Source organism: Limnochorda pilosa, from assembly GCF_001544015.1.
GTDB lineage: Bacteria > Bacillota > Limnochordia > Limnochordales > Limnochordaceae > Limnochorda > Limnochorda pilosa.
On record NZ_AP014924.1, the window covers coordinates 2336805 to 2349902 of the forward strand.

General features: G+C 66.2%; 12 protein-coding genes and 1 pseudogene. 4 read left to right on the top strand and 9 right to left on the bottom strand.

Going from position 1 to position 13098, the window contains the following annotated elements; translation table 11 throughout:
- Positions 1-156: 156 nt before the first annotated feature.
- From LIP_RS10290 to LIP_RS10300, 3 genes are read left to right on the top strand one after another with little or no spacing between them, the layout of a single operon-like run.
- Complete coding sequence (locus LIP_RS10290; RefSeq protein ID WP_068137786.1) at positions 157-1272, top strand: sugar-binding transcriptional regulator; 1116 nt, start codon at positions 157-159, stop codon at positions 1270-1272.
- 26 nt (positions 1273-1298) lie between these two features.
- A complete protein-coding gene (locus tag LIP_RS10295) occupies positions 1299-2327 on the top strand; it encodes a zinc-dependent alcohol dehydrogenase (protein ID WP_068137790.1) in 1029 nt (342 codons plus the stop codon).
- A 24-nt stretch (positions 2328-2351) separates the two neighbouring features.
- Positions 2352-3353: a zinc-dependent alcohol dehydrogenase family protein gene (locus tag LIP_RS10300; protein WP_082726157.1), complete on the top strand. Its 1002-nt coding sequence runs from the start codon at positions 2352-2354 to the stop codon at positions 3351-3353.
- Positions 3354-3425: 72 nt separating this feature from the next.
- Here LIP_RS10300 and LIP_RS10305 read toward each other — a convergent pair whose 3' ends face one another.
- The 9 genes and pseudogenes from LIP_RS10305 to LIP_RS10340 all read right to left on the bottom strand — a co-directional run bounded on the left by LIP_RS10305 (position 3426) and on the right by LIP_RS10340 (position 12306).
- The gene (locus LIP_RS10305) at positions 3426-4313 is read right to left on the bottom strand and encodes a carbohydrate ABC transporter permease (RefSeq protein WP_198409500.1); all 888 of its coding nucleotides are present in this window, start codon (positions 4311-4313) and stop codon (positions 3426-3428) included.
- Complete coding sequence (locus LIP_RS10310) at positions 4310-5209, bottom strand: carbohydrate ABC transporter permease (protein ID WP_068137799.1); 900 nt, start codon at positions 5207-5209, stop codon at positions 4310-4312. The genes LIP_RS10305 and LIP_RS10310 overlap by 4 nt, the downstream gene beginning before the upstream one ends.
- A gap of 138 nt (positions 5210-5347) precedes the next feature.
- Positions 5348-6688, bottom strand: a complete 1341-nt coding sequence (locus LIP_RS10315) for an ABC transporter substrate-binding protein (RefSeq protein WP_068137802.1) — start codon at positions 6686-6688, stop codon at positions 5348-5350.
- A gap of 71 nt (positions 6689-6759) precedes the next feature.
- The gene (locus LIP_RS10320) at positions 6760-7797 is read right to left on the bottom strand and encodes a substrate-binding domain-containing protein (RefSeq protein ID WP_082726160.1); all 1038 of its coding nucleotides are present in this window, start codon (positions 7795-7797) and stop codon (positions 6760-6762) included.
- Between the two features lie 165 nt (positions 7798-7962).
- Complete coding sequence (locus LIP_RS10325) at positions 7963-9387, bottom strand: sedoheptulokinase (protein ID WP_068137805.1); 1425 nt, start codon at positions 9385-9387, stop codon at positions 7963-7965.
- A 279-nt stretch (positions 9388-9666) separates the two neighbouring features.
- Positions 9667-10428 (bottom strand): dihydrodipicolinate synthase family protein, encoded by a 762-nt coding sequence (locus tag LIP_RS10330; protein WP_082726161.1) that lies wholly within the window; start codon positions 10426-10428, stop codon positions 9667-9669.
- Between the two features lie 28 nt (positions 10429-10456).
- Positions 10457-10609 (bottom strand): annotated as a pseudogene (locus LIP_RS20545) (hypothetical protein); the annotation flags it as partial.
- 29 nt (positions 10610-10638) lie between these two features.
- Positions 10639-11445: a mandelate racemase/muconate lactonizing enzyme family protein gene (locus LIP_RS10335; RefSeq protein WP_068137809.1), complete on the bottom strand. Its 807-nt coding sequence runs from the start codon at positions 11443-11445 to the stop codon at positions 10639-10641.
- 48 nt (positions 11446-11493) lie between these two features.
- Positions 11494-12306 carry an IclR family transcriptional regulator gene (locus LIP_RS10340; RefSeq protein WP_144440428.1) on the bottom strand — a complete coding sequence of 271 codons (813 nt, stop codon included), beginning with the start codon at positions 12304-12306 and terminating at the stop codon, positions 11494-11496.
- 307 nt (positions 12307-12613) lie between these two features.
- On the opposite strand from LIP_RS10340, the gene LIP_RS10345 reads away from it, so the two are divergent.
- Positions 12614-13075, top strand: a complete 462-nt coding sequence (locus LIP_RS10345; protein WP_068137816.1) for a RidA family protein — start codon at positions 12614-12616, stop codon at positions 13073-13075.
- Positions 13076-13098: the final 23 nt, after the last annotated feature.

The window sequence follows — 13098 nt, forward strand, 5'->3', positions numbered from 1 at the left end:
GCCCATGGACGACCAGGCTTCCACGGTCTGTCAGGCCACGTCCGAAGAGGAGAGGGCGTACCAGGAGTTCTATCGAAACCTATGTCGCGACCCTGGACGCGCTTGCCAGGGCTCTGCGAGCTTGATGACCCGGCGGGGATGAAGGGAGGGATCGCGATGAGCCCGGGCGACCTGACACCCCGGGAGCGGGAACTGCAGCTCATGGTGACCCTGGCCCGCCTCTACTACGACGAGGGCCTCACCCAGCAGGAGATCGCCTCCCGGTTGAAGATGAGTCGCGTCCGCGTCAACCGCCTCCTGCAGCGGGCTCGCCACGAAGGGATCGTGGAGATCCGCATCTCGGATCCCATGGGGACCTCCCACGAGATGGCCTCGGAGCTGCGTACCGCTCTGGGACTCCAGGACGCAGTGGTGGCCCCCACCTCCTCGGAGGATCCGGCCGAGCTGGCCGACATCATCGGTGAGCGCGCGGCCCGCTACTTGGAGCAGATCCTGGCCGACGGGCATCTGGTCGGCCTGGGGTGGGGCCAGACCGTCTACCGGACCGTTCAGAACCTAGCCCCCGCGGCAGGGCGCGACCTTCTGGTGGTACCCGTCACCGGCGGCATGGGTGCATCCGACCCGGCCTTCCGCTCCAACGAGCTGGCCCGCGCCTTCGCGGAGAAACTGCGGGCCCGCTGGGTCCCCCTGGAGGCCCCCTTCCTGGTGGAGACGGTGGAAGCCCGCCAGGTCCTCTCCCAGCAGGAGATGATCCGGCGAGTGCTGGAGCTCTGGGAGCGGCTGGACGTGGCGGTGGTCGGCATTGGGGCCGCCATCGAACAGTCCCCGCTCCTGCGCACCACGCACTTCTCCAGCCAGGACATCATCGACCTGGAGCTGCAGGGTGTGGTGGGGGACCTGTGCTCTCGCTTCTTCAACCGCTCGGGTGAGCCCATCGTGACCGACTTTGATCGCCGGCTCATCTGCATGGAGCTGGAGCACCTCCACAGGGTTCCGCGGGTGGTGGCCGTGGCCGGCGGGCTCCGAAAGGTCTCCGCCATCCTGGCGGCCGGGGAGGCGGGCCACATCAACACGCTGGTTACCGATCGGGAGACGGCCACCGCCCTCCTGCAGCGGTCCCGGCGAACATCGGAACATCGTGGAGCTCCGATCTCCCCGAGGGGAAGCGAGAATGCAGGACGGGAGCCTGGACAGTCCCATGGCGCCAGCTCCCGACTCGAAGCAGGCGAAGCGGAACAAGAAGAGAGGCCCTCGGCGTCGGCCGAAGGCTGAGGCCTGATCCGAATGGAGGGATTCCAGTGCGTGCAGCGCTCTTTCGCGAGATAGGTTCCATTGTGGTGGAGGATCGACCCGTGCCCGAGCCAGGGCCGGGCGAGGTTCGAATCAAGCCCCTGGCTGTGGGCATCTGCGGGTCGGACATGCATGCCTTTGCCGGCGAGCACCCCTTCGTCCACCCGCCTATCGTGCTGGGTCACGAGATCGGCGCCCAAGTGGACGAGGTCGGCCCCGGTGTGGAGGAGCTGCGGCCGGGCCAGTTGGTCACCGTGGAGCCCAACCTGGTTTGCGGGACGTGCCACAACTGTCGTACCGGTCGCTACAATATCTGCGAGAACCTTCGGGTCATCGGCTGCGTCGGTTACGACGGCGCCATGACCGAGTACATGGTGGTCCCGTCGGAGAAGGTCTTCCCCGTTCCGGCCCACTGGAGCGCGGAGCGGGCGGCACTGGTAGAGCCCGTGGCGGTGGGCGTCCACGCGATCCGGCAGGGCGGCTTTCAGCCGGGTCAGAACGTCCTCGTCCTGGGGGCCGGTATCATCGGTCTGGTGACCGCGCAGGCGGCCCGGGCGTTCGGAGCCGGGCGGATCATCGTGGTCGACCTGCTCGGCAGCCGGCTGGAGCGAGCCCGTGGCCTGGGCTTCACCGACGTGGTAAACAACGCCACGGCCGACCTCCAGCAGGAGCTCCGGCGCCTGCTGAAGGGCGAGCTGCCCGACATGATCTTCGACTGTGTGGCCATCCAGCCCACCCTGGACACCGCCGTCGAGATCGCCCGCAAGGGCACGCGGATCGTGGTGGTGGGCGTCCCGGCCGGACGGCTCTCCGTTCCCATGCACCTGGTCCAGGACCGGGAGCTGGAGCTGGTGGGGACCCTCATGTACCGGCGCGAGGACTACGACGCGTCCATCCGTCTCATGGAGAGCGGGGCCATCTCCACCGAGGGCTTCATAACCCACCGCTTCGCAATGGACCAGGTGATGGAGGCCTTTTCGGTGGCCATCAACCAGAAAGAGACGGCCCTCAAGGTGATGTTGACCGTCGGTGCCTGAGCACCCAGGAGGAGATGACCCAGCATGAAAGCAGTCCAATTCCCTGCGGTGGGTGAAGTGCGGATGGTAGAGCTGCCCGATCCAACGCCCGGTCCCGGTGAGGTCCTGGTCCGGGTGGCAGCCGCCGGCATCTGCCACACCGACGTGCACATCCTGCACGGGAACTTCCCGGCCCGTTACCCCGTGGTGCCGGGTCATGAGTTCGCAGGGACGGTGGTGGCCGCCGGCGACGGCGTCGACCCATCCTGGGTGGGGCGTCGGGTGGCCGTCGATCCCAACGTTCCCTGCGGCACCTGCCCGGCCTGCAAGGAGAATCGCCAGAACCTCTGCCCCAACCTGGAGGCTTACGGCGTCACCCTGAACGGCGGCTTTGCCGAGCTGGCCACGGTGAAGTTGACCAACGCCTATCTCATCGGCGACCTGCCCTTCAAGGTGGCGGCCATGGCCGAGCCTCTCGCCTGTGTGGTCCACGGCCTCAACCTGCTGCGGCTTGAACCGGCCAGCCATGCGCTCATCTTCGGAGCCGGCCCCATGGGCCTGCTCCTGATGCAAGCCCTCAAGCACGCCGGGGCCGCCCGGGCAACCCTGGTCGACCTGCACCACCGTCGGCTGGAGATCGGACTTGAGCTGGGCGCCGACGCGACCCTGGTGGATGCCGATGGCCTCCAGGAGCTGGCACCCGAGCACGGCCGTTTCGACCTGGTGGCTGATGCCACCGGCGTGCCGGCCGTGGTGGAGAGACTCCCCCGGTACGTGCGCGACGGCGGGAAGATCCTCTACTTCGGTGTTTGCCCGCCCGATGCGGAGATCCGCTTGAAGCCGTACGACGTCTACAGGCGCGACCTGCAGATCATCGGCTCCTTCTCCCTCCGCCAGACCCTGGCGCCCGCCCTCCGGCTGCTGGCCTCAGGCGCGGTGCGGGTTGAGCCTTTGATCTCCCACACCTTCCAACTGGATGAGTTCGAGCACTGGATCCAGCAGGTGGGGAAAGCCGAGACCATGAAGCTGCAGGCTGTCCTGGAGTAGACGGGGGGATCGTGCGCCTGGGGGTGTTCTGCTCCGGCGGTGACGCCCCCGGGATGAACGCCCTCCTGGCCCTTACTCCTTGATGGCCCCGAAGGTAAGCCCCGTGATCAGCTGCTTCCGCACCAGGATGGCGAAGATCACGATGGGGATCACCGTGATGCTGGCCGCGGCCGCCATCTCTCCCCAGACGACGCCCTGGAAGGTGAGGAACTGGGTGACGATGGTGGGAAGGGTCCGGGCCTCGGTGGTAGTGAGGAAGAGGGCAAAGGCGAACTCATTCCACGACTGGATCACCAGCAAGATGGCCGTGGCCGCAATGCCGCCGCCCACCAGGGGGAGGGTGACCCGCCGCAGGGCCTGAAAGCGGCTACACCCGTCGATCTGGGCCGCCTCCTCCACCTCCACCGGCACATCCTCGATGAAGCCCCGTATCATCCAGATTGCGAATGGGATATTGAAGGAGAGGTAGGCGACGACGAGCACGAATCGCGTATCGAGGATGCCGAGGAAGCTTCCGATGAGGAAGTAGGGGATTACCACCGCGATGGGCGGCGCCATGCGAATGCTCAGCACCCAGAAGGCCAGATCCTCCCGGCGGCGGAATCGAAAGCGGGCGAAACCATACGCAGCGGGAATCGCGAACGCCAGGCTGACCAGCACTGTAAGGACCACAACCACCAGGCTGTTCTGCAGGTAGTCCAGGAAGACACCCCGGTTCATCAGGTCCGTGTAGTTCGCCAGGGTGGGCCGGAACCAGATCAACGGCGGGCGTGCGAAGATCTGGGTGCGTGTCTGGAACGACATGACCACCATCCAGAGGAACGGCCCCAGGAAGAGGAGGAGCACCAGCAGGCTGACCAGCTCGTTGACCGCACCGGTCATCACCCTGCCGGCCCGCGGTCGCCGGGAGAGAGCCGGCTGGACGGCACGGGCTCGAGCTCTGGGAGCGATCGGGCTCATACGCCTTCGACCTCCCTCCGGCTGCCCAGCACCCGCACGAAGAGCTGGGAGACCAGAATGATCACAACCAGCAGGATCATGGCCATGGCCGACGCATATCCCACCCAACCGGTCTGGTAGAAGCCCGTCCGGTACACCTGCATGGAAAGGACCTCCGTGGCGTTGCCCGGCCCGCCTCCCGTCAGCGAGAAGACCACGTCGAACATCTTCAGGGAGTCCATGGACCGGAGGATCAGAGCCACGAGGATGATGGGCCGCAGCAGGGGCAGCGTGATGTAGCGCAGGGTGGCCCACCCGCTGGCCCCGTCGACCAGGGCCGCCTCGTAAGGCGTTCGTGGCAGGGCACTCAGCCCTGCCAGAAGGATGAGGGCCACGAAGGGCGTCCATTGCCAGATATCGACCAGAACCACGCTGGCCAGGGCCAGGTCGGCTCCATACCAGTTCGGCTCCACCCCGGCGAGGGTCCCCATGAAGTAGTTGACCATGCCGTAGTTGGGGTTGAAGTAGAGACGCCAGATGAGCCCGGCGATGGAGGGCGTCACCGTCATGGGAATGACCAGCGTGGCAACCAGGACGCCTTTCCCCCAAAGTCGGCGCTGGGAAAGGAAGAGCGCCAGGGCGAAGCCAAGGATCAATTCGACACCCACCGTGCTCACCACGTAGATGGCCGTGGTGCGCAGGGATTGGAGGAACTGCCGGTCACTCCAGAGGTCGACAAAGTTGACCAGCCCTGCGAACTCCCGTGCCTCCCACGGGTAGCCCAGCTCCCAGTGGTGGAGGGAGGTGTAGAACAGGAAGAGCGTCGGCAGGATGGTGATCACGAAGAGCACCACCACCGCCGGCAGCACCCAGGGCGCCGCCTGGCGCCAGTTCGATCGCACCTGGTTCCCTTTCACGGCTCTCGTCTCCAAGGAGTTCTCCTTTGGCCCGGTGGAACGGTACCGCGGAGCGGGCAGGCCATCTCCCGCCCCGCGGCGTTCTTCGATCGAGCCTTGCATCCCCGCATCAATCCGGGGATGCAAGGCGTTTCCCGCTTACCGGCGGCGGAGAAGCCCCTGAATCTCCGAAGCCGCCAGCTCCGCTGCTTGCTCCGCCGAGATCTGCCCGACCAGGGCCTGAGAGCCGTAAAGGCCCAGGATCTCACCCATCCTCGGCCACTCAGGCATTCTCGGCCGCCAGTCCACTCCCTGCTCCACCAGCCTGTTGGCCAGGTCCAGCGAAGCGGAGATCTGCGGGTAGTACGGATAGCGCTCAACAAAGTCCGGGTCGTCCAGGATCGAGAGGCGAGTCACCACGCCGCCCCGGTTCACGTACTCCTCCGCGTTGGCGCGGCTGGTCATGAACATGATGAAAGCCCACGCCGCATCCTTGTTGCGGGACTGGGCGGAGAGGGCCAGGTTCCAGCCGGCAACGGCACCGTAGGCTCCATCGGGACCTGCCGGCGGGGGCAGATAGCCAACCTTGCCGGCGACGATGCTCCGCTCGGCGTCCTCAATCCACGGAGCCAGCGCGGTGGCGTCGAACCAGAGGGCCGACTGGCCCTGCATGAAGCTGGTGGTCGCCTCTTCGTGGGAGAAGTTCTCGATGCCCGTTGGTGCGTACTTCATCAGGTCCAGGTAGAACTGAAGCGACTCTACGACCTCCGGGGAGTTGACGACCACGTCGGTCGTGCCCGGCTTCAGCACCCTGCCCCCGTAGGGGTACAGGAACTGGAACCAACCGTAGACCAGATGGTGCCCGCGCCGCCCTCTCATGGAGATGCCCGACAGCCCGGGTTCCTTCTCGTCGAAGAAGCGGGCCGCCTCCAGGAGGTCGTCGGTGGTCTTGATGCGGGCCGGGTCGTAGCCGTACTTGTCGAAGAGGTCCTGGCGGTACGCCACGAAGGCCGACTCGCCCGCAGACGGAATGCCGTAGACCTTCCCGTCGTAGGAGCCGAGCCCATCCCGGTAGGCAGGAACGATGTCCTCGTAGTCAAACCACGCCGGTGTCTTGTTGGGGTCGGCCAGGTACGCGTCCAGCGGATCGACGACCTGCTTGGCGGCGAACTCGCCGATCCAGGTCACGTCCATGCTCACCACGTCGTAACGCCCCGTGCGGGCCGTATGCTCCGTTAGGAGTTTGTCGTGGAGGTAGATCTCCTCCATGACGTCCCACTCCACTTGGATGCCGGTGAGTGCCTCGAACTCGGCTTCCATCGCCTGGAACGCCTCCGTCGACGGATGGGTCTGGGCCCCCACGGTGATGGTGGTTCCGCCGAGGCGGCTGCGAACCTGGTCCCCCCACTCCTCGAGGGCAGCATCTTGCGCCCACGCCGGAACCGTCGCCAGGGCGGTCACGAGGAGGAGAGCCGACAGCGCCTTACCCCGTTGCCTCACGTTGCTCGCTCCTTCCATGCTTGAGATTCACTTGCACCCACGGCCAGATGCAATGGCTTCGTCCCCGCTCCTTACGCGCCTCCGCCCATTACCCGACTCTCCGCGCGTGCCTCGTTCGCCGAGACCTCCACGGGCACGCGGATGGTGCGAGGCGTTCGGTCCCCTCCTTTCAAGAGAGCCACCAACTCCTCGGCGGCGATCCGCCCGAGGTCGTAGGCAGCCTGAACTACGGCCACAACGGGATTGAGCTGAAGTCCGAACCATCCCACGTCGTCGAACCCTGCCACTTCCACGGTATCCCGCCGCCCTGCCTGCTCCAGGGCTCGCAGGACCCCGGCGGTCATGGTGTTGTTCGCAGCGAAGATGGCGGTCACCTCAGGCAGTTCCACCAGTAAAGCCAGCGTCGCCTCGCGGGCCGCCCGCTCGTCGGAGTCCCCACAGCGCAGCCATGTCTCCACGGGTTCGATGCCCGCATCCGCCAGAGCGTCCCGGTATCCGGCCACCCGTTCGGCGGTACTGCTTAGCCCCTGCTTCCCCGTAATCATGGCCACCTGGCGATGTCCCCGTTCCAGGAGGAGGCGGGTCGCCTCGTACGCGCCCTCACGGTTTTGGGACATGACCGCTGTTGCCGGCGCGGCGGTCACTTCCCGGTCGAGGTAGACCACCGGCAGGCCAGCGGCCAGCATTCTGCCCAAGGTTGCATGCTGACCTGCCGTCGGCACCAGAAGGATCCCGTCTACCTGCTTGCTCCACAGGACGCTCAGGTAATGGTCTTCCTTGACCGGGTCTTCGTCAGTGTTACAAAGAATGAGACTGTAGTCGTACCCGGCGAGCGCGTCCTCGCAGCCACGCGCGACCTCCGGGAAGAATGGATTGGAGATATCGGAAATGACCAGCCCAACGGTGCGCGACTCCCGACTGCGAAGGCTTCGAGCCAGGAGGTTAGGCCGGTAGTTCAGCTCGCGCATGACCGCAAGGATCCGCTGGGAGGTCGCGGCCGACACCTGCCGTGTCCCGTTTAGGAAGTGTGAGACGGTGGCGGTGGAAATGCCGGCCTTTCGCGCCACGTCACGCATGGTGGGGTTAGGACGTCGCTGCTGCCGATCCATAGGTCCGCTCCCGAGAGGTAATCGTTCTCCCGTAATCGATTAACCTCCGCAATGCTATTTCCACACGGTTCCGGGATATCCTGCCAATCCCGGAACCAGCAGGCAGCAGCGCCCGCGCCCAGCAGAGGAGCCCCCAATGCCCGGGTCCCTCTTGCGTGTCAAGCCTTACCGATCCGCGCCCCCCGGCTCCCCGTAGGTAACAACCATCCGGGCCAGGTCGTGGTGCTGTCGCGCCTCAACGATGGCCGCGGCGTGCAGGGCCGCCCCTACAGCCGCCTCCTCCCGGTAGATAGGTACGAGGAGCGGCTTGCCGAAGGCAGCCGCCATATGCTCCCGAAGAATTCGGTTGGCTCGAATCGCATGGCCGCTCCCCACCAAGTACTCCAGCGCCTGTCCGTAGGTCACGTCGACTCCGGAACCCACCCAGAACTGATGGAGCTCGTTCACGATCCCCTGGCAGAAGCCGTGCACCAGGTGGCCCAGGGTAAAGTTCTGCAGAGTGATGTTCCCGATGGAGCCTCGGACATCGGGATCGACGCGGGAGCCCGCCAGGCGTGTGTCCACCCTTAGCAACGGTTCGGGAACTGCAGAGGGCACGGCAGCCATGATCTGGTAGGGATCGTCTACCGTCCCCCCGGCGACCCGGATGATCTCCCCAATGAGAGAAGCCAAGCGTTCCAGGGCCTTCCCGCCGGTCAGACTCGCGCCCACGTAGAGGACCCGGCCGTCCGGATAGGGGCGCCGCTCCAGGCCGATGGTGGTGTCGAACCTGCACTCCTCTTCCCCCATCAGACTGTTGAGGAAGCTGATCTGCGCGCTCGTGCCGATGTTTACCAACGCCGAGCGAGCTGGTTCCCTAATGCTTCCCAAGAAGCTAGCCTGGTTATCGCCCAGGGGTGTGCAGACCGGGATCCGGCCCTCATACCGGCCGAGGACTCGCCCCTGGGCTACAACCTCCGGGAGTGCCAGAAAGGGCTCCCCCAGCTTCGCCCAGGCCTGTGGGTCGAAGTCGCCCCTGTTCGGATCATAGAGCCCCAGTCCGTGAGCCAGGGTGGGATCCGTCACGGGGGCGCGCGTTCCGGCCAACTGCATGGCTGCGTACTCAGAGATGCCGCAAACGCCCCGAGCACCGGGCGGAACCGCCCCGATGTGCAGGTTTACGAAGTGGGTGGCGGCCCCCATGCCCACGGCCACCTTCCGGCCCGTGAGCTGTTCGAGGACTTGGTGGTAGGGGCGCCCGTCCGAGCTCGTGCGGCTCGCCCGAGCGTCGAGCCAGGTGTAAAGCGGACTGATCGCCCTTCCATCGGTATCCACATAAAGGATGCCGTGCATCTGCCCCGTGACACCGATACCCCGAAAGGGCCCGTACCGGTCCAAGGCCTCGTCGAGGGAGGAGCGGGCCGCCACCAGCAAACGATGGGCATCCTGGAGGTGTTCGTCCGGCAAGGCCTGGGGCAGCTCGGCGCCATGCGGTCTGCTCCACGCCCGGAGAACCTGGCCGGCGGCCGTGTCGACGACAGCGCAGGAGACCGAGGTGGTTCCAATGTCCAGTCCGGCGTAGCGTTCGGGCGTCGTTCCCGTGGAGACCATCCCTCACCCGAGGCAGCAGTAGGATCGGCCTCAGCCGCATCAACGACATCGAGAGCCAGAGAGCAGCCCGTCTAGGTCGCAAGAAGGGCCTCGAGCTATTGGTTCCACATGCTCCCTTCCCTGCCTCCCGGCCACCGGCAGAGGTACAGGCCCGCGTTCCCGCGAAGCTCCATCTCGCGTGGAGCTTTCACCGAAACAGCCGGAGGTGTCTGAACCGCGGCCGAGCGAACGTCTTCACGCCCCTCTCCCTGGCTCTGTGCCTCAGCGACCGCGTCCCCCCTACGAGCCCAGCCGGCTTGCCATTTCACGGCAGAGCGCCTGGATGCCCTGCCTGGATTCCTCGTCGGAGGGCAAGAGCGGGGGTCTGCAGAGACCGTTGCCGAATCCTTGGGCTCGGAGCGCTTCCTTGATGGCGGGCACGCTTCCGTAACCCAGCTCATGCGCGACCCGGGCGACGTCCCGCTGCCAGGAACGGGCCGCCTCCAGGTCTCCCGAGCGGAAGGCCTCCCACAGGTGGACGTACAGATCCGGGAAGGCATTGGCGTGCCCGCTGACGCTGCCCTTGCAGCCGATGCTCAGGGCGGGCAGGAGTTGTTCGTCGGCGCCCTGCAGTACGTCGAAGTCTGCGTCCTGGGTGGCCGCCAGTACTTCGGAGACGGCCGTCAGGTTGCCCGAGCTGTCCTTCATGCCCACCACGTTCGCGATGGAAGCGGCCAGGCGCCCTACCACTTGGGCGCTCAGGCGGTTACCCGTGCGCGCGGGGAGATCGTAAAGGTAGACGGGCATGCTCTCGCCTGCCGCGTGGGAGATGGCCCCGTAGTACGTACTCAGTTCGGCCGACGAGTATCCGTAGTAGTAGGGTGTGATCGCAGCCACGCCGTCGGCGCCTGCGTCTCGCGCATGCTGTGCCAGCGTGACCGCCGTGCTGGTTCGGATGGCACCCACCTGAACGAAGACGGGCACCCGGCCGCGTACTTCCTCGAGCACCGCCTCGGTGATCGCCCGTCCGTCGCTCGCCCTCCTCGAGGAGTGCGAACTCACCCGTCGACCCGCCGATGTAGAGGCCGTCCACCCCCCGGCTCACCAGCCAGGACGCCAGGGCACGGACGCCTGCCAGGTCCACCGACCCGTCATTGTTGAACAGGGTAGCAAGCGCCGGGCAGATACCGCTCATACGCCGCATCTCTCGTCCTCCCTTTCGGCTTCTCCTGCTGGCAGCCATGCTTCGGGGACCCTTGCCCACCCTCGGGATCACGCATCGTGACCGGAGAGGATCTGGGTGTGAATCTGCGCGCCGTTCTCTCCACCCGCGATGGGTATGGAGCTCTCGCGCCGGATCGCGGCGTACCCTTCCGGCTCGTCCGTCAGGTAGGGCTCCTCCAGCCAGAAGGGAGCGTAACGCTCCAGCGCCCGGGCAACCCGAACGGCTTCGGGGACGCTCCAGGGCCTGGCTACATATCCCTGGCCCGCGTCCAGGAGGAGGTCCACCGCGTCGCCGATCGCCGAGCGAGCGCGCTCGGCCACCCGGAGGTTCGCATCGAGGGTGGGCGCGCCGATGCGGACCTTCACCGCGGTGAAGCCGCGGTCCACATAGCTTCGTAGCTCATCCTCCAGCTGGCCCTTCGCGAAGTTGACGCCACCGCTGGCGTAAGCTCGGATGCTTCGGCGGACCTTTCCGCCCAGGAGCTCGTAGACGGGCCTTCCCAGGGCCTTACCCACCAGGTCCCAGAGGGCCATCTCCACGCCGCCCATGACGCTCACGGCAACACCGCGGCGCCCCCAGACGATGCTGCCCTTGTACATGCGCGCCCAAAGAGAAGAGATGTTCCACGGTTCCTCGCCGACGATGAACGCCTTCAAGGCGTCGACGGCCGCCTCGGCCACCCGCGGCGCCTGCGGCCCCGGGTTGATCTCGCCCAGGCCGCTCAGCCCGGCATCCGTCTGGACCTGGACCAGACACGCCGTCTGTCCGTGCGCCACCCCGCCAGACCAGGTCCACCGCTCGGCCTCGGTGTACTCGTAGGACAGGAAGATGACCTTGCAGTCAACGATCCGCACCACGGACCCCTCCTCGCTCCCGCGGCCGATCTCGATGGACCGGCTGCGTCATTCACGGACAGCCTTCTCCCGACCTCCAAATCCCAACCGCCTCGACAGCTCCTCGGCCGCCGCCTTCACGTGGGTGCTCAAGGACCTCAGGCGCTCGAGGGGAAGCCGCGCCTCAGGGCCGGTGACGCTGATCGACGCGATCACCCGCCCCGTGTAGTCGTGCACCGGCGCTGCCACGCAGCGGACCTGCTCCTGGCTCTCGCCGTCATCCAGCGCGTAACCCCGTTCGCGAACCGTCTCCAGCTCCTCCATCAAGCGGGCGACGTCGGTGATGGTTCGCTCCGTCCTGGACTCCAACGGACGCGATTTCAAAAGCTGCTGCAGCGACTCGTCGTCCAGGTAGGCCAGGAGTGCCTTGCCGCTGCCCGTGGCGTAGGCGGGGCCACGGGCACCTATCTTCGAGACAAGGCGGATCGGCTGCGGGCTGTCCACCTTGTCCAGACAGAAGACCTCGCCGTTGTCCAGCACGCTCAGATGCACCGTCTCCTCGGTCACCTCCGAGAGCATCTTGAGAATGGGATGAGCGGCCTTCCGGATCTCCATCTGCTCGGCCACCACCTGGCCCAATTCGAAGAGCACGAGCCCTGGCCGGTACGTCCTCTGCACGGGATCCTGGATGACGAAGCCCGTCGCCACCATGGCTTTGAGTATCCTGCGCGTCGTACTCTTGTTCGCGTCGATCTCGCGCGCGATCTCGCTCAGGCTCGCCTCGCTACCCGAGCATGTCCTTCTGCCGTACACCCCGATCCGGTCCTCCAGGCGGTGGAAGACAGTGCGGATATCGACGGTGTGCTTGAGCTGCCGGTTCATCCGTTCGATCTGCCAGAGCTGTCGGCACCCGGCCACCACGTCGTCGGTTCATCACGCGGTGTCCGCCAGACCACGCGCAGAGGAGTTCAGCACAGGTCCGTCCAACTCGGAGAGGTGATGCCTAACCGCGCAGGCACTCTGTCCCTCGGGCAGCAAGTCCTGAGGTAGGGGCGGCACGAGGTCGACCTGATGCGGTTCGCAGTCACGGAAGTGCTCTGTGCCCTATCCTTTCGACAGATCTCGCCCGAGACCTGGTTGTGTGACCGAGGACATCCGCTCAGATGGGCTGCTAAGGAGTGGTGCCGAGATGGCAGTCGAAGCGAGACTTCAGGAGATGGGCCTCCGCCTCCCGGAGGCGCCTGCCCCGATGGCGGCGTACGTGCCGGCCGTGCGGGCGGGCAACCTGGTCTTCATCTCAGGGCAAGGCCCGATCCGGGACGGCCAGCCCGCCTACAGGGGCAAGGTGGGAAGCGACCTCAAGGAGGAAGATGGGCGCGAAGCAGCCAGACTTGCGATCCTGAACGCCCTGGCCGTCCTCAAGGCCGAGGTCGGGGACCTGGAGCGCGTCCGAAGGATCGTCAAGCTCTTGGGCTGGGTGAACAGCGCCCCTGGCTTCGAGCGTCAACCCTTCGTGATCAATGGGGCCTCGGAGCTGCTCGAGCATCTCTTCGGGGAGCGCGGGCGCCACGCCCGCAGCGCTGTAGCCGCCAACGAGCTCCCCTTCGGAATCCCAGTCGAGATCGAGATGATTGCGGAGGTCGAAGCGTAGCGGGTCCGCTCGCGGGTGCTCCC